This is a genomic window from Synechococcus sp. CCY9201 (assembly GCF_034931105.1).
In the GTDB taxonomy this organism is placed as follows: domain Bacteria; phylum Cyanobacteriota; class Cyanobacteriia; order PCC-6307; family Cyanobiaceae; genus CBW1002.
On record NZ_JAYGIC010000022.1, the window covers coordinates 1 to 17,502 of the forward strand.

8 protein-coding genes are annotated in these 17,502 nt (G+C 59.8%); 2 read left to right on the forward strand and 6 right to left on the reverse strand.

Annotated features, from left to right (window positions below; translation table 11 throughout):
- Positions 1 to 146: 146 nt before the first annotated feature.
- On the forward strand, positions 147 to 536 hold the full coding sequence (locus VB716_RS01845; protein ID WP_323269577.1) for a hypothetical protein: 390 nt from the start codon (positions 147 to 149) through the stop codon (positions 534 to 536).
- Positions 537 to 2,000: 1,464 nt separating this feature from the next.
- Here VB716_RS01845 and VB716_RS01850 read toward each other — a convergent pair.
- The 5 genes from VB716_RS01850 to VB716_RS01870 all read right to left on the reverse strand — a co-directional run bounded on the left by VB716_RS01850 (position 2,001) and on the right by VB716_RS01870 (position 12,325).
- Entirely contained in the window at positions 2,001 to 4,796 is a 2,796-nt protein-coding gene (locus VB716_RS01850) for a phospholipase D-like domain-containing anti-phage protein (protein WP_323269578.1), read from the reverse strand.
- Positions 4,796 to 7,789 (reverse strand): anti-phage-associated DUF1156 domain-containing protein, encoded by a 2,994-nt coding sequence (locus VB716_RS01855; RefSeq protein WP_323269579.1) that lies wholly within the window; start codon positions 7,787 to 7,789, stop codon positions 4,796 to 4,798. The genes VB716_RS01850 and VB716_RS01855 overlap by 1 nt, the downstream gene beginning before the upstream one ends.
- A gap of 1 nt (position 7,790) precedes the next feature.
- Positions 7,791 to 8,414, reverse strand: a complete 624-nt coding sequence (locus VB716_RS01860) for a DUF3780 domain-containing protein (RefSeq protein WP_323269580.1) — start codon at positions 8,412 to 8,414, stop codon at positions 7,791 to 7,793.
- 3 nt (positions 8,415 to 8,417) lie between these two features.
- Positions 8,418 to 11,561 (reverse strand): DUF499 domain-containing protein, encoded by a 3,144-nt coding sequence (locus VB716_RS01865; protein ID WP_323269581.1) that lies wholly within the window; start codon positions 11,559 to 11,561, stop codon positions 8,418 to 8,420.
- A 158-nt stretch (positions 11,562 to 11,719) separates the two neighbouring features.
- Entirely contained in the window at positions 11,720 to 12,325 is a 606-nt protein-coding gene (locus VB716_RS01870; protein ID WP_323269582.1) for a type I restriction-modification system subunit M N-terminal domain-containing protein, read from the reverse strand.
- A gap of 762 nt (positions 12,326 to 13,087) precedes the next feature.
- On the opposite strand from VB716_RS01870, the gene VB716_RS01875 reads away from it, so the two are divergent.
- Positions 13,088 to 16,231, forward strand: a complete 3,144-nt coding sequence (locus tag VB716_RS01875; RefSeq protein ID WP_323269583.1) for a bifunctional DNA primase/polymerase — start codon at positions 13,088 to 13,090, stop codon at positions 16,229 to 16,231.
- A gap of 131 nt (positions 16,232 to 16,362) precedes the next feature.
- Here VB716_RS01875 and VB716_RS01880 read toward each other — a convergent pair whose 3' ends face one another.
- A complete protein-coding gene (locus VB716_RS01880) occupies positions 16,363 to 16,950 on the reverse strand; it encodes a tyrosine-type recombinase/integrase (RefSeq protein WP_323269584.1) in 588 nt (195 codons plus the stop codon).
- Positions 16,951 to 17,502: the final 552 nt, after the last annotated feature.

Sequence of the window (17,502 nt, forward strand, 5' to 3'; positions counted from 1 at the left end):
CGCTGGAACTCAGGCAGAGACAGGCCCTTCTGGAACTGGATGCCGTTGCGCGCCATGGCCAGAACAGTATCTGCGTACCACTCTAGTCGGGACAAATGGCCTGCACGGAGCGAGCTGGGTAATCAAGAGCCATAAAGTCTCCAGTGATGGAAAACAAGTCCACTGTGTTAAGTAATTGCCATGCTCATATGACTAGACTCCGCTCGGAACGACAAGTCGTTGGTGACAAGATAACCACTTTGGACGTCCAGGTTTCCTCTCAGCCTGTTGGATACGCACCTTCTCAGAAGGCAGATCTTGCAGCCTTACTAGATGAGAAGTTGATCATCTCAGAATTCATTACTGAACTTCAGGGAGTGATTGATTTAGTTAAAGCCGATATCCACCGCACGCATTCTAATGACATACCAAGCCTTTCGCTTGGCATATGGCATAAACGCATAGGGTTGATTGGTGCGGTGAGTGAAGTGAATAAGGTGTTTTCTGAATCTCGGGGGAATGACACCTGGATCGTGCCCTTGGTCAAGTGCACCTGAGTGGCCCCACCGGCATCCTTGCGGCAATAGTAATCAATAGCCATCAAGGGTAATCCTGATTCCCGAGTGGACTCTTCGGTAGCGTCTTCCTCCGCTACGGCCTGTGCAGCTAAGGCCGAAGTGCCGATTAATTGATTTGATCAGGAATTGTGCATCTTTCCTGCTGGTTAGCATGTCGCCATGACTATGCAGGAGGCAAAGTCTGCATTGCCATAGCATCTCCGGAAGCTCGGAGTCTGGCGCGCAAAGGATCTCAGGGCACATTGTTGTGGTGCCGCTTGAAGATGAGAGATCCTCGTGAAGGCTGCTTGTTAGGAGGACGCAGTTGTACCCTGGAATTAGTAAGTAGTGATTTGTCTTCGGATGACCCTCTGGCTTGATGAAGTGAGATAGACCATCAAGTCGCGACCCTTCATCGCAAAGCTTTTCTAATACCGTATAGGAAAGTAATAACTTTCCATTTCTCGTGAATCTCACGGGAGGATTTTGTGTGTCGTTCCCTGGGGATAGGATTGAACTCTCGACCGTATTCCTCTTGGACTTAATGGTGGAGGTTGGGCTCGCTGAAGGCCCGATCCTGTGCCTAAGCAGCGGCAGGCAAGATAGATACTGAGTATAGTTTGGTGGATTGCTGAACTGCATTGAAAGTCGAGAATGCCTCAGGACTTCTTCAAGGCAAGTGGCCATGAAGCCGTGATAAGTAAACGATTTAAACTTCGCCGAAGTCTGTATCTCCGATAAAATAATGCTCGAAATCTCATGTGCTAAGCTGTCGTGCTCGCTATGCAGATTATGCTCTGTGAGTGCTCGGAAGTACTGCCTTCTATTCGCTCCGTGCTGAGTGATGAAATTCCGCAGATTCTCTCTGCCTTCCGTTCTGGCTGATATTCTTATGGGAAGGCGAGTTGGCACGGCCAACCCGAGGGTCAGTATCCCAAGATTGAGGTCGTCAAGCTTATCAAGGCAGTCACAGATCTGATGTGCTGACAGAGGGTGTTGTGTGGCACTTGTTGCTGGAGAAAGCAGGGGAGGCTGCTTTGCTCCCATCTTGCTTGCTAGCGCCTCAATAAGACGCTCCTCGCTTGTGATTATGTCTGAGGCAAAGCAAGATTCTTCTTCGGTGCGACCGAAGAACCTCTTAAGACTCTGGCCTCGAGCATTTCGTATCCACTCCGCAGTTGTCTGCCTGCTGGTTGATCCAGCCTTGTATAGGCCACAGGCTTTCGCTGCAGTGGTGGAATGGTGGCAGAAATGGGCCTGAACAATATAGCTTTGTGTTTTCATAAGACGTTCGTGTGGAGGCTTGAGAAAGACTGGTTGGCGGCACTCTGCGCAGATCCAGCCATCCCTGCTCTGAATAGACCCCCAATCCTGTAGTCTATGGACTCGGCTGTATGCCTCATCTGCTGTAATCAATCGCCTGTCTCTATGTCGAGAGCAAATAGCAATAAACATCCTAGTCTTTTAGGCCCAGCTCTTTTCCATGAGCTCCTTGACGCTGATCGGATTCAGTACTGACGAGCAGGTCTCCCAGGCTGCATCTTCTACTTTGCTGTACTTCTTGTCAAAAGGGTTGCGGGTGGCGGTGGTCTGATCGATTAGTTCGGCGATTTCGGCTTCGTCGTTGAGGGCCACCTTCACCCAAACGTCTTCGAGGGTGTCGGGGATCTGGCCGAAGAGTTCGTGGATGGCCTGGAGGCGTTCAGCCAGCACGCGGTGCACCTTGTCTTCCACGGAGTCGCGGTAGCGCAGGTTGGCGATCCACACCTGGTTGCGGGCCTGGCCGATGCGTTGGATCCGCCCCTTGCGTTGCTCCAGGCGGGTGGGGTTCCAGGGAAGGTCGATGTTGATCAGGGTGCCGAGGCGCTGAAGGTTGAGGCCCTCAGAGGCGGCATCGGTGCCGAGCAGCAGCTTGATCTTGCCCTTACGCACCCGGTCTTTGAGCAAGGTGCGGTCGCAGCGTTGGAAACGGCCGCCCAGCCAGAAGCCGGAACGGTTGCTGCCGGCGTAGAGGCCGATGGTCAGATCGCTGGGGATGTCAGGGTGTTTGGCTAGCTGCTCACCAACCCAGCGCACCGTGTCGTAGTACTGCGAGAAGAGGATGCAGCCCCGATCGACCCAACGCTCGGTTGCATTGGGGTTTGTGCCGAGCAGGTAGCCAAGGATGGCTTCGAGCTTGGGATCGCGGTTACCGCCCTGCTTGAGCAGGTTCAGGCAGCGCTCTAGGGACGTGATCTCATCGGTGGAGAAGTTGCGGAACTCGCTGTAGCCCTGCGGCTGCCCCTCGTTCCCGAAGAGGTCTTCGTCGGCGTCGTCCTCGTCTTCGTCGTCGCCGGTGTCTGGTGAAATGTTCAGCAGCTTGCCCACGGTGTTGCGGCCGGCCTCCATGGAGCTGCCCAGGCGGCGCAGCAGCAGGGTCTTGAAGAACCCAGCCCCGCGCATCCGCTTCTGCAACAACTCGCTGAACTTTTCGGCTTCCTCGTACGCCTCCCTGAGGTATCCGCCGAGGTTGATGGCGTCGTTGTCGTCTTCCCCGAAGAGCTTCACCTCCACCTTAGGGAGGTAGTAGCTGCCGGTGGCCGGGTTGATCTCCTGCTCCAGGTAGCTGCGGGTGCGGCGCACGATGCAGCGCAGGAGCGGGTTGAAGCGCTCGCCGTACTCCGGCAGCAGCTTGTTCTTCAGCTGCACACGGCGAATGGCATTGGGGAGCTTGTCGAGCGTTTCAGGGGTGAACTGCCATTGCCTGTCTTTTGCCCGCAGTTGCCGCCGGATCTTTTCGATGGCGGGGTCTTCCGTGGATGCCGGCAGGGGGTCACGCACGAACTCCCAACCCTCCACATCGTTATCGGCTGGCACGGTTTGCTCGCCGGTAGCGACCTGGATGGTGCGGTAAGCGCTGAACCAGCGGCTGGTCTTGGTGATGCCACCCAGCACGCCCTCGTTGCCGTTGGAGAGGATCGAGAGCAGGTCCCATGCCTCCACCGGATGCAACTGCACAGGGGTGGCGGTGGCGAGCAGCATGCTTTTGGTCTTTTCGCCGATCTGGCAAAGGAAGCTCATCAGCTTGTTGGGCTCTGCCTTCTCGTCCACCTCTGGTTGGCCGGCGTCCATCTTGGGGCGGTTGCGGCGCCTCGCCCGGTGGGCTTCGTCGACGATTACGCAGGTGTAGCGCTGGTTCAGCAGCTGGCGGATCGCCTGCGGCATCCCGCGCACGATCAGGCCCTGCGACACCAAGCCGATGCGGCGCGGGCATTTGCTGAGCGAGGTCACCCCTTCCGAGGGGTGCTCCACATCGTTTTCATCCACCCAGCTGCGGCCGTTCCAATAGGCCGACGGCAGCTGCAGGAGCTCCATCAGCTCATCGCGCCATTGCTGCAGCAGAGGCTTGGGCGCCAGCACCAGGATCGGGCCACCCTCCGGGTCTTCCAAGCCCATCAACAGCGCGGCCATGGCCAGCTGGATGGTCTTACCCAGGCCCACCTGATCGGCCAGCACCAGCCGAGCGCCGCCGAGGCGATGGCGTTCCAGTGCCAGGCTGGCGAAGTACTTCTGATGGGGCCAGAGCCCCTGCTCACGCCGGTAGATCGGGGTTTCCACCGCAGCCGCGGCGGCGGCTTCCATCACATCGACCTTTTGCAGGGCCTCAGGTTCCACCACCTGGCGGTGGATGATCCGCTGCACGTCGTTCTGAATGAACGGGCAGTCGGCCAGATCGCGGGCTCGGTGATCGTTCCAAAGGGCATCGAACTCCTCCTGCACCCAGGCGATGGTGTCTGGCTCATCGCTTTCCCAGAGCAGCTCGTAGTTGAGCTTCCAGGCGCTGGCGCTCTCGTTAACGCTGCCGAGAAAGGCAGTGCTGCTCCCGTTGGCGTAACGGATCACGCCGGCCTTGCCGTGGATCAACCCGAAGGCCGTGTCGGGCAACACGCGGATCTCGATCTTGTCGCTGAGCAGGGCGTCGTAGAGCGCCTTGTAGCGGGGAAGGGCATTGGGAGGCGCCAGCTCGGGCTGGCCGGCGCACCAACTGCGTCGGAGTGCTGCCTGGGCTGCAGTGGCGGTGGCCAGGTCATCGGGATCCAGGTCGGAGTTGCAAATGATCCGCACCTTGCCGCTCACCCCAGTGATCGCCTCACCGGCCACCTCCAGCAGGCTGGAGCGGAAGTACCCGGCGATGCGGTCGTAGCTCAACGCCCCTTGCAGGCGGTCGCTGAGAACGCCTTGATCGAGCCGGCTACGACGACTGGAGTGGTGCTTGAGCATCAGGCGTCATCGTTCCTCAGGCGACCGGCAAGGATGCGAGCCGCTTCTGAGTCTTTGGCCCAATCAGCGGTGTCCTCTGAGTTACCGAGGGCGGCGAGCCAATCCAGCAGGCGCACCATTCCTTCCCTGCGCCCCCAGTAGGTCTGCCCGAAGGTGTCTCGCAGGTACTGGCGCCCCTGGTTGGGGTCGTTGTCCGCTGCGGCGGTTTCGCAGACGGCGAACAGTAGGTGGCGCAGAGGGGTTGCAGCAAAGGGATGGGGGCCGCTGCTGCTGACACGGCCTCGCCGGGGCAGGGCAGCCGCCGTTGCAACCGCTCCGTCGATCGGTGCCAGAAGACTGGTCCCGAATCCCGAAGGCGTGTGCACACGGGTTCCGTTGGCCTTGTCGCTCTTGAGCAGCGGCTTGATCTCGGTGACGCCGAAGCCGCGGGCGAGTTCTTCGTACATGCCCTTGCGGCGCTCACCCCGGGATTCGATATCAACGGCGCGGAGGTAGTAGCGCTCGATCAGGTTGAGATCGCGCCAGGAATCGTGAAGACCTTTGGGGATGAGGGCATCGCAGGCGATGGTGATGGCGCGTTCGATGACCTGCTCAAATTCGCTTTTTTCGTTCTTAGAGCGCACGGCGAAGACTTCGTCTGCGACGTTTTTGCCATCTAGTGTCGAATATTGAGTCAGAACTTTCAGCGCTGCCGCGTAGGCGGCTAGTTGGTAGTCAGAATCCCCAAAGTTGGGCTCACCCTGCTCGTCCAGGGCCTGCATAGAGGCTAGTTGCTTGCGAACTTCGTCCTCCACCATTGGATAAATATCAAACAAGAATCCAGGCTCATCTTCGACTCTTTTTCGCAGAACAAGGCACACCGTTCCTTGAACGTAGTTTCCCTTCTTAAGCCCTGCGGCAGTCTCGGTGCTAATGGTCCATGCTGCAGTAGCTTTCAATCCAGAAGCCCAGAGAATCATGCCCAAATCAGCCCAAACTCTTGGATTTTGGTGGGTGAACATGACCACCTGACATCCATTTGCTGGCATTTTCAGTGTCAGATTCTTGTATACCTCCACCATCGACTGACGGAAATCCTTTCCGTCACCTCTTACAGCCAGCTCCGAACGCGAGTCTGCCTGCCACTCGTCAAAACTGGACTTGAGCAGCCTGTCTTGCCAAGCCAGAAAGAAGTCTCCCAGCTCATGGTAATTGACGGCATCTGCATAAGGAGGGTCTGTAACCCAGGCATCGCATTCATGATCAATATCTCTGGCGTCGACTAGCTCTACGGTTCCGGAGAGACGTTGGGCAGATGGGGAGCCAAGAGACAGGCCGGACGTCTTGATTGATGCAATAGATCTTGATTGATAGTTGTACAAGGTATTTAATGCCTGATTGGAGAAGGTCTGAACTCCGCCTCCTATGCCGCCTCCCTGTAGCGTCCCCCAGATGCATAGCTTTGAGTCAAAATTTGCAATGCGACCAAGCGCGAGAAGTGCCGCGGCCCTTTGCTCTCTGGAGCTTGACAGCCTGTTCCAGCACTCGCTAATGAGACCATGCAGAAGCAGTTGTCTTGGCGTAAAAAGATGATGCCAGTGCGTCCATCCGCGCTCTCGAAAGAGTCGATCCGTTTCGGCTCCAGTCTCGGGTATTCTTCTAGAAGGTATAAATCCTTTGTCTTGCCACTCCGCGAATCTCTCACGTAGTAATTGAAGGACCTTTGATTCGCGATCAAGGTCTGCCGTATCTGGCGCTGAGTAACGTCTCTCGCCCCTGCTGTTGATCCAGCGAATACAATAAAGTCGCTCTTGGAGGACATCACTTGGTCTGGGCACCAAGTCTTCGTTGTTCCAATGGCGAAGGCCGTCCGGGCCTCGCAATGCCTCTACAGACCAGGAGCGAGTTGGGTCTAGTGGATCAACAATGCGGCCGTCAACCAGGGAGGCACCTTTCTTGTTTTTATAGAGCTTGAACTCATCATTGCTGACAGATTGAACAGTTGGCATTAGGTGTTCAGAGTTATCAGCTCGCTCCCAGGTGGCAACAATGCGATATTTCTCGGCTATTACCCAGCTTGGCGCGACTGGAATGTAGTAGTCACAGCCCTCGGGCTTGACCTCTATGCAATACAAGTATGCGTCAGCTCTTTCGCCCTTGTCGTTATGTTCGATCCCCCACTCAGAGATTTGTTGATCAGCTTTAGCAAATGCTTTGTCTTGTATTGTATTGACTTCGCGCTGGATTTCCCTTCCCCCTCCGATTAAATTGATGCTGGCCCAGGTGAGCAGACCTGCGACTGGGTTGAGATCAGAGCCGAATGCTTCGCAGCCCATGCGGGCTGCCTCGAAGGGTATCGAGCCGCCCCCACAGAAAGCATCGCCAACTCGTGGAGAATGACCAAAGCTGCGGTTGCCAAGCTCTTCAACAAGCTCCGTCAGGCTTGACGCGCTAGTTCCAAGATGGGTATTGATTGCGTTCCAGGCTAATTCGGTTGGCCCCGATACATTCTCCGGTCGTTCACAGAGGTCAAGCCGCTCGGAATAGGGTAAAGAGTCAAATTCAGCACGATCAGAAACGGCACGCCTTCGCTGATCGTCCAGTTGTTGACGTTGTTGATCGGTGAGGCTCTCCCATATCTCGGCAAGCACAAACTCTTTTTCCTCATCGCTGATGCCGCGTTGAAACCCTCGTGCGCCGAAGTACTTGTCCTGAATCTCAGCGGGAGCGACTTCCCGCCAGGCTTTGACAGGGATTTCACCTTTCTGTCGCTGCCATGTGCCGTCATCATCCATCGTGAGGATCTTGAGGAAAATCTCACGATCTTTCTTGGGATCGTCCGACGCCGGCATCAGCATCCCCAGGATGCACGCACGCACCAGGATCAGCGGCTTACGACCCCACCACTTCCCAAGGCCCGTGAGAGTCTGGCCTGACACCGCCTTGCGCTCTTTGTACGACTCCGCTGAGAGCCGGGCGATGGGGAATTGGGTTTCGATGAAGGCTTTCTGCATCTCAGATCTCCAGAGTCAGTTGCGAGTGTCCAAGCAGTTCACGTCGTGCTTTGGGTGACATCCCCTCGCCCTTCACGAAGGGGTTGTCGGCGATGGCGGCGCGGAGGGCTTTGCGCCATCCCACCCCCTTCTTCATCGCCTGGCCCGTGGTGGCCACCGTCATCGTGTAGAGCCACCAACGCTCCTCGGGGGCCAGGGCTTCCCAGTTGCGCAGGGCGTTGGGGATGTCGTCGATCGAGGCTTCTTCCACCGCCCAGCACAGCACGCACAGTTCCTTCCCCAGCGATGGATGCACGGGGATCGGCTTGGTGGGGCTCTTGATGAGCTTGGCGGTTGCCAGGCCATTGGCCCGTAGCCGCCGGTTGGCCTCCTCCCAGAACGCCGGCGCTAGCGCCGCCCAGCGCCCTCGGTCCAGTGATACCCGCAGCGCAGGGTCCGACGGTGGTGGAGCTGGCAGGGAGGTCACCTCCGCTCCGTTGAAGCGATCGCCGCGGTACTCGCTGATCGAGATCATGTCGCCCTTGGCTGTGCCCTTGGGGATGTGGATCAAAAAGCCATGGCGGCTCTCCTCCGGCACAAAGCCCAGACCGATGCTCTTGCGCGTCGCCATGGGGGTTCTGGCCATGGCTCAGTCCTGGCTCACGTAGCTGAGGTTGAACGGCTCCTTCACCACGTTCAGCCAGTCGATCAGGGCCTGGCCCGTGGGGAAGCCCAGTTCGCCGATCTCCATTCGCAGCGTCCCGTCTTGCACGATGTCCTGGAGCTTGCCAGCCACTGTCTTCAGGTCGGTGCCGCCATAGCCGTTGGCCAACGAGCCGCTGTAGTCCACGATCTGCTCGCCATCGCTGCTCTGGGCTGAGAGCTGCACGTCGTAGGCCAGCACACCTGGGTTCTGCTCCAGCCGGGTGACCAGGTCCCACACCGCGCCAGAGTCATCGAGCTTGCACACCTTCTGCCACCGCGCCGGCCGTGTGGGGTCGATAATGGGTCGCTTATCCCCGCGCTTGGGGATATCTTGCACGATCCCCTGGGAGGTCAGCGAGTAGGCCGGGGCCTGCGCCACGGCGCAGACCTTGCGGCAGTTGCCCGGAACCCGGATCGGTCCGTCGTACACCGCCGCATTGGTGCCGATCGGCGAGGAGCCGTCCGTTGTGTAGTGGATGCTCACGCCATTGACCCGCGGGAAGGCCAGCAGCTCCACCTCGTAGTGATCGCCGCGGTCATGCAGTTGTTTCTTGAGCCTCAGGGTTGCGGTCCAGGTCTTCACCTCGCTTTGCCGCTCAGGGTTCTCGCTGTCGAAAGCCAGGAACTTGTATTGCAGGCCCTTGGCCTCAAACTTGGCCGCGGAGGGCACGGGAGATGAGGCGGTGGTGGGCTCGCTCTCACCGCTCTCGAACACGATGCTGTCGCAATGCAGCGGCACCAGTTGCAGATAGGTGCGGCCATCGCCGTCATCGTCGCGGCTGAGCTCCCGGATCTCGATGTTTGGAGTCGGCGGAGGGAAGGGACCCTTGCGTACGTAGTTGCCCTCAGGCCGCCAGCGATCGCGCTGGATCGCATCAGCCTTCACGTCGTCCAGCGCCGAGGGCTTGTGCAGCGGCCAGTCGGTGCGTGTCGCGGCAGCGCGCTTCACATCGGCCCAGAGCACAACGGCGCTGTCGGCGGAGCCAAAGAGCTTGGCTTCCGCGTAGCTGCGGAACGAGTCCTCGCTGATCTCGGTCGTGAACTTGCGAACAGTGATCAGGGTCTGTTTGACCGTGGCTTCGCCGTTGGTGTTGCCGGCAAAGGCCAGGTCAATGGCACTGGTCCGCAGGGCGGAGTTCACCGACGGATAGACAATCTGATCAAACGTCTCCTTGAGAGCTGATGTGAACTGGAGACCGATCCGATCACGGAGGCTGTCGAGCGCCCGCCACTGCGGATCATCCGGCGGAGTGTTCTCGCCTTTGAGGTCGTCCTCGATGCTCACCAGGGCCCGCGACTGGCGGGCGGCATCGAGGATCTTCATGTAGGTGTCTTTGGAGCCGCTCAGGAACAGCACCCGGTTCTTGAACGGTTGCTGCTGCCACCAGTCCTGCCAGTCCTGCGACACCGGCAGCCCATTGGCCTGGCCGCCGGGGCGGGTGATCACCAGGGTGGTCTTCTCCTGGTCGAGCTGAACCTCATCCGGGGGCGGCAGCACCTTCACCGCTTGGAAGCAGTCGCGCAGGCTGGGTGTGAAGTAGTCCTCCAGGTGCTCCCGCAGCATCCGCTCCACGGTTTCGTTGTGGAGCGACTGGGCCGTAGAGCGCAGCTTGGCCGCCAGGTTCTGCTGGTTCTTGAAGAACAGCCGGCCATCCGGTGAGTTGTGCAGGTACCAGGCCCGCGTCGCCAGCTTGTCGAGAACGTTGGTCTTGAACGCGGAGAGGTCGCGGCCGGGGCGCTGCAGGCAGTCCACCAGTTGGTACTCCCGCATCCCATGGATGGCGCCAGGGGTGGTGGAGAGGGAGGCCACCAGGATCAGCCGGGCGGCATCGGAGGCGTCGGTGTTGCCGTTGGCCTCATCGATCACCTCCACCTCGGCATCGCCGCCATGGGCGATGTCGTGGGCGATCGCTTCGCTGAGGCTGGGGTTGATCGTGCGCACCTCGGAGGCGAGCTCGTCCTGGTTGAGGTCGAGGTCGTAGGGGTGGATCAAATCCAGGCCGCCGGCCTTGCCAGAGTTCCAGAGGTCGGAAACGACCATCTGCATCAACCGGATCACGCCCCGGGTTTGCTGGAAGCCCTCGTTCTCCTTGAACTTGCCCACCAGCTCCCGCAGGTCGGGATGGAAGGGGTAGGAGTCCTGAATCCGGGTGAAGAGGGATTCCGGGGTGGTGGTGGTGAGCCCCATGTTCACGGCGTCGCGCAGCGCTTCCCGGTAAGAGCCGGCCACGCCATCAATGGCACTCGCGGGCGCCACCTCGGCGAACAGGCGCTTGCGCAGGATGTGATAGAGCTCATCGCCATTGGGGTTCACGGGCGTGATCGGCACCGCGATCCGCCGCGATTCCCCGCTCAGCTGCTGAATCGCCTTATCAACCGCCTGGTTGATGTTGTCCTGCCCGCCGGCGTAGTTCGTGCCGCCCAGATCAGAGAGCACCAGGCAGACGTTGGGCATCTCTGTGACGGCCACGAAGAGGTTCGCCAGCGCCGCTGTCGTCACCGTGGCCAGGTTGCCGTTGCCCACCGGCACCGCCACGGCATATTCCAGGTACGGCGGCAGCTCGTCCAGGAAGATCACCAGCGGCTGTTCGCCCAGCAGCTCCTTCCATGCTTCAGGGCCTGGCGCGCTCAGCAGGGGTGAGACGTACTTGGCGAACTGTTCGCCTTTGCCTAGCTGCTCAGCGATCGAACCCCAGATCCCGCCAGCTGCGTCGGTGCTGCGGCCGTTGAAACCCACCACCTGGCAGGCACCCAGGCTTGGGGCTGGATTCCCGCCTTCGATCTGGGTGAAGACCTGCTGACGGAGGTTGGGATCCCGGGCCAGCAGGCCCAGGGAAATCATGCTGTGGGTTTTGCCGCCTCCCATGGCCTGGGAGAGCTGGAACACCGAGGAGCCAGCTCCTGATCCACTGAGGTGCCGGAACGCCCGATCCACCAGGGTGAGCATCCCCCCGGTGAAGTAGTTCTCCTCAAAGAACGCCGCCCCATCGACCGCGCCCTTGAGAAAGGTGTCCAGGCTGAGCACCGTCGCGCGACGATCCGCCGCGAAGACCGACGGGCGTGGGGTGCAAAGACTCCTGAGGGGCATCGACGGCAGGTGATGGGCGACTTCGCGAGGCTGTGATTAACGAGGGGGATGCATGGAACCTGAGTTTACTTGAGTGGCCACTTAGCCGAGATCGACTTTTTTACCACTCTAGTAGAGAACTTCACTGAATGGCATTCCCACTTCAGGCTATCCCTGCGTCAGCCCGTCATGTCTTGGCCTCTTGATTCATAGACATGAGGAGGGGAGGGCATCTCCTCCTTGGATACTGGATCCTGCGCGCAGGGGGCAGCCAAGGCCAGCGCCAAGCAATGCTTTCGTCCAGCCCGTCTTGATTGAGTCCCCACGTTGCTTTTTGGGACTGATCTCTGTGTGACTGGCTGGTACGTCTTGGCTGCCTGAAGCCCCTGGCAATCAATGAAGGCTGAGATGTCGACTCTCGAAGATGTCCATTGGTGCTGGATGAACACCTGGATGGATCCCTCAAATCCTCGCTGATGCTTATCTCGTCGACCTGGATCCGCCTCGTATCTAGTGGTGAGGATCTCAGGAGTTCTGACCTGCTTTCCGCATAATGAAGAACCCGGGACCGAGCACCTTATCCGTAGCACCTTCTTCTCCAATGCCGCTACGTTAAATGGCTCCAGCACGCAGTCCAGACGGCGCAGCACCGTGAACGGCAGGATCACCTTGCCGTAGTCACTCTGCTTGTAGTCACCCCGCAGCAGGTCAGCGACCGACCAGATGAAAGCCGAGAGGTTCTGCTTGCCGGTGGGCTGGGGGCCGAGGGGGGCGGCGGTTGTCACGCTTGAGCGCTGCTGGGTGGAACGGCTGGGATCGGATGCTCTCCCGGCTGGCGTCGGGTGTCCAGTGCCGAGAGCGACTGAGCCTCCTCTGCCCCGACCAGGGACGATCATCCCAGTCGCCACCAGAGCCGCTCGCACTGCGTCATAGGTGCCTTCCTCCCAGCCAAGGAGCTCCAAGAGGCGTCCGTTGCCGGCTGAGCCACCCAGGGCTTCCAGGGCACCCAAGAACTCCTCTTTCAGGGGATCGGACTCGGGGGAGGCGCCCAGGGCGGGGGATGAACTGGCTTGCATGGCGGTGGGAGGTCAGACACAGCATGCCGTGGGCGTGGCTGTATGAGCAAGAACGGTCTGATGACTTCTCAGGATCGTGTCTTCTTGTTTGTAGTGAACGCAAGGGGTGTCGATGTAGTGCCTCCAGTGCCCTCCGAAGGCTCAATACTCAATAGGGAGTGGAATTGACATGCATCCGAGCGGCGATCAACTGATAAGCCATAGGCGCCTTTGCTGTCTACACCCTCATGCATTTGGATGCTAGCAACAACTATCGAGCATAGACTGTACATCTTCGCTAGCAATATCTGCCAAGATTTCCGCCAAAATGACGAGTAACCGCGACACGAATCAAGCAGCGGGCCACATCGCCTAGGTCCTTGTTCCACTGGCGCAGGGGATCTATGTGGTGTCTACGCCTATCAGTTGAATGGCAGCATTCAGCTGACTTGATGACTTGGACTTTGTCGCCAGCTTCCCCCGACTCACGTAATGACCAGCAACGAATCCCCGATTGAAGGCAATAGTGATTCTTCCAGTGACAACACTTCCGACACGGATATCTTCTCCGCTTCTGCTGTCGAGCAGCTCAGAGCGAAGGTCTATCCCGACGACTGGTCGTTCATCCCCGTCGCCGGGAAGGCGACCTACGTCAAGTCCTGGGCTCAACGTCGCATGACGTTCGATGAGCTGATGCAGGAGTACGACAAGGACCACCGGTATCGCGGGCTCGGGGTGATCACAGGCGAAGCCAGCGGCGGCCTGATCGCCTTGGACATCGACGGGCTGACAGCGGCGGCTCGGCTCAAAGCCGCGATCGGCGAGGAGAACTACGAGAAGCGGGGCCGGGAGACCACGATGGCCTGGACATCAGGCAAGCGGGGCCGGCGGCAGATTCTCTGGAAGGTCCCAGCCGCGCTGGTGCCGCAACTGCGGGACTTCAACACGCTGATCCTGCGGGAGACCGGTGACTGGGAGCCGGGGACCGGCGACAAGAACAGGGTCAAGCGGGTTGACGATCAACCGGCCTACGAGGAAGTGGTGCTGCGGTTCAACCGCTGCCAGTCGGTGTTGCCGGGAAGCCCGCGCCCTGGCAGCAACTACAGGCGCTACCGCTGGCTGAGCTACAACGAGGGGCGGCCCGCCGACGCGCCGCGCTGGCTGATCGAGCTGCTGCTACCGCACTGCAAGCCGGTCACCTGGCTGAACAGCGACGACCAGAAGCAGCTCAACGAGACGCACGGCGACACGGCTGTTCCCCCGCCGCAGATCCGGGGCTGGTTCTTCAAGGAGGAGGTCCAGGCCCTGCTGCGGCCGAAGCTCCGCGATCTGATCTACAAGCACCCGGTCTTTGACGAGTACGGCTGGCTCGACAAGGAGGGCGGCGAGGCGCACTGGATGTCGGGCTGCCCCTGGCACAAATCGGAGTCAGGGACTGCGTTCCAGGTCAACAAGAACTCAGGGGTCTGGTACTGCCACGCCTGCGCTGTCGGCGGTGACGTGCTGAAGTTCGTGCATGCGGCCAAGACCAACGACCCGTATGCAGAGAATCCGACAGGGCCGACGCTAGAGGGGTACGTCGCTGAAATTGCAGGAAAATTGGGGTTTACCTATCCAGATGATGTCCTGCCGACGCAACGTGTAGCGAATAAGGTGCCTACGGCGCAGGACTTGGAGGGGTTGTATAAAGAGTGTAGGAAGATCGACAAGGCCACTCCTAACAAGGAACAAGCCCGTCTGTTGATGTGGGCTCACGCCCAGGTCAGCGGTTTCTACCTCTTCAAGAACGGCCGCGAGATCTACGACAGCTACAAGCGCTTCTACATCGGTGAGCTGACCGCTGACATCAAGGTTCAAACGCCTGAGCAGCTTGGCGCCATCACCGAGACCGACTACATCATTCCTGATTTCCTCCGCTGTCCCAGCAGCGTGATGTTCCACGCCCGTGGCGGTCTCGGGAAGACCAAGCTGGCCTTGGCGCTGGCGCGGAAGGTCGGTCACGGGGAGCCCACCCGCATCAGGGGTGCTGACTTCGCACCGACGACCACGGGGAAGGTGCTGCTGCTGGGGAACGACATGACGCCCTCGGGGTACGTGGCCTACCTGAAGCAGCAGGGGATCGACATCCAGGGGAGGGACAGCCACTGGATGAAGGCGGTCTGGAACTGGGATGTGGAGCAGGAGCTGGAGCTGATCGATCTGCTCAATGAGCTGCAGCCAAAGCTGGTGATCATCGACTCGCTGTCATCGGCGAGCAACAACGCGGCGCACTCGGAGAACGACAAGGAGTACGCCAGGACGGTGTACGACATGGCGCGGTTCAACGGGGTGCAGTTTCCGCCGACGTGCTTCCTGTGGATCCACCACAACAAGAAGGACGGGACGACGTTCCGTGGCACTGATGTGCTGCGGAATGCGGTGGATGACACCTGGGAGTTGAAGGAGCTCGAGACCGAGGAGCAGGAAGCGTTCCCTGCGGGAAGCAAGATCCTCCAGATCGGCAAGTCTCGCGGCATGCGGGACGGGGCGCGGTTCCTGGTCTCCGAGAACTTCGAAGAGCTGCTGACGTTCAGTGATCTCACTCCGCTGGAGGAGCGGCGGCAGGGGACCGGCGATGTCACCGGGCCTTCGCTGGTGCTGTCGCTGCTGAAGGCGGCGAGCGAGCCGATGACGGCGACGGAGATCAAGCTCGGGATCGACGCTCGGGTGCAGGGGTCAGGCTCGGGGGACGGGCCAGTCAGCCGGCGCACGGTCCAGCGCTGGATCAAGAAGTGGATCGAGGCGAAGCTGATCGCTGAGGCCGGATGGAGGGAGGCCGAAAGAGCAGGCAGGAAGGAGCCGCAGTACCGCTGGGCCGGGTGCGACGTCGCGTCTCAGACTGAGTCGCAAACGATCAGCTTCCTGGCCCAGGTGTTCGGTGGAGGGGGAGAGGGGCGGCCCCCCGAGAGCGGAAACCCTCTAGAGAGAGATTGTGTCGTCAATTCGGTTTCTGCGGCCTCAGCATCCTCGGAATCCCTTCCAGCGCAAGGGGTTTCGGAGACGAATAATTGGCGACACGGGTCTTCGATTCCAGACGGTTCAGAGGGCAGTGTCGTCAATTATTCGGAGGGTGAAAGCCCGTCTCACGGTCTCGGGGTGGGAACGGGGGGACTATCCGCTGGACTTCCGAAATCTTCCACCAGTTTTGGTGAATCTGGTATCACAGCGATACCGGAAAAGGCCCTGGAATTGGCGACATCAGCCTCAGAATTGACGACACAGGGGGGTGAAACCACCAGTTTGGAGGGCGAAAATGGTATCGAGTTGATACCGAATTCTCAGAAACTGGTGGACGATTTCGACGGTTGTCGTCAATTATCTGAGGGAGAAATCCCTGAGAATCCCTCTGCTGCAAGGGGTTTGGCCGAAAGGGAATTGACGACACAAACGGGTCTCTCCCCCTCTACGCGTGCGCGTGCGCGTGCGGGCGCGAGGGACGAGCAGGAGCAGGAGCCTGAGGAGCTCGACATCGAGGCGATCCTGGCCTTGGAGCCTTGCGCGGACGAGGAGAACGTCGCAGCCTTCTCGGGCCTCGAACCGGAAGCATGTCGGCCAACCCCGTTCCCACACAGGGAAGGGTTGGGAATGGTGGCTTGATGGATGGTCATCCCGTGCAGATAGAACCCCTCCTGTCTCACTGATCGGGGAAGGGGGGGCTCCTGGCCTCCCCTGCCTCCCTCTACCCCCTTTGCTTTGTCAACAACCCTTCCAAATCAAGGCTCCTGAACTCAGTCCAGAAGCCGCAGCGCCGCCTCTTCGTCGGCCTCAGCCACGTCGATGTAGTTCTGAAGCTGACCAAGACTGGCGTGCCCCGTGAATCGCTGAACGGTTCTCAAGCTCGCGCCACGCTGCGCCATCGTCGTGGCCAGGCTTCTGCGGAAGCTATGCAGCGACACCCCTGACGGGAAGTCCGGTCCAAGGGCCGCCACAGCCCGCCGCAGGGCCTTGTCGGCCGCTTGGCGGGTCATGGGTTGGTTCTCGCTCCCAGGACTGAGGAAGAGCAGCGACCCGTTGCGGGCAGGGCGCCGGTGGCGCTCCTCCCAGTGAAGCCGGAACTGGTCCAGCTCCACCCCCAGGCGCGGTGCGATCAGAGGCTCGCGAGTGCGGCGGGTCTTGGTGGTGGCGGCTGCGAACACGATCCGGTCGCTATGGATCGCTCCCCAGTGGAGTCTCAGTGTCTCGGTGGTGCGACTGCCGGTGAACCTCATGACGCTCCACAGGGCTCGGTGCTCGGGGTTGGGCGCCGCCTCAATGAGTTGATCCAGCTGCTCCGGGGAGAGCACCCTGGCCTGGCCGGAGCCACAGGTTTTGGGCATCGCCGCTCTCGGGAGTTGTCCTTTATCATGATACGTCAACCTCCCAGAGCGCGCAACTGATCTCGACACCGGGCTTCCAGCAGGCCCTAGCCGCCTCGCTTCTTGATTCTCAGCTGGAGCCCCTATTGAGAATCCCGAGTTCTCGGCCTCCCCAGGTCGATTCTGTTGCCTTCTGCTGCGGGAAGGCCACCCCTGCCAAGCACCTATTCGTCAACAACAGCAAGTCACAGCTGCCCCTGGTGCAGTACCCCGAGGTCGCGAAGACACTTGCGCCTGCGCTCCTGATCACTCCAGCGACTGAAGTTACTCAGATGTATCCAAATGGCGCGTTCTCGGGTTGCATCAAGCAGCCAACATCCAGGCGCACGACCTCGGCGTGGCAGACCAGGAAGCGAACCACGCCGGTAGATCGGACATACCAGCGGATCAGTCCAAGGCTTGTAGCCAACCCTGTTGCAGTGGGCATACCAGGAGGTCAACCGTCCGATCATGGTTTGGCGAGGGACTCCGACAAGCTCGCAAAACGGTGTGATCGTGAGCCAAGAAGGTTGC

What these genes read in the sequence shown, in the direction of transcription:
- VB716_RS01875 (WP_323269583.1), top strand. Translation starts at nt 13,088, where the DNA reads ATGACCAGCAACGAATCCCCGATTGAAGGCAATAGTGATTCTTCCAGT.
- VB716_RS01850 (WP_323269578.1), bottom strand. Translation starts at nt 4,796, where the DNA reads ATGCTCAAGCACCACTCCAGTCGTCGTAGCCGGCTCGATCAAGGCGTT.
- VB716_RS01845 (WP_323269577.1), top strand. Translation starts at nt 147, where the DNA reads ATGGAAAACAAGTCCACTGTGTTAAGTAATTGCCATGCTCATATGACT.
- VB716_RS01855 (WP_323269579.1), bottom strand. Translation starts at nt 7,789, where the DNA reads ATGCAGAAAGCCTTCATCGAAACCCAATTCCCCATCGCCCGGCTCTCA.
- VB716_RS01865 (WP_323269581.1), bottom strand. Translation starts at nt 11,561, where the DNA reads ATGCCCCTCAGGAGTCTTTGCACCCCACGCCCGTCGGTCTTCGCGGCG.
- VB716_RS01880 (WP_323269584.1), bottom strand. Translation starts at nt 16,950, where the DNA reads ATGCCCAAAACCTGTGGCTCCGGCCAGGCCAGGGTGCTCTCCCCGGAG.
- VB716_RS01860 (WP_323269580.1), bottom strand. Translation starts at nt 8,414, where the DNA reads ATGGCCAGAACCCCCATGGCGACGCGCAAGAGCATCGGTCTGGGCTTT.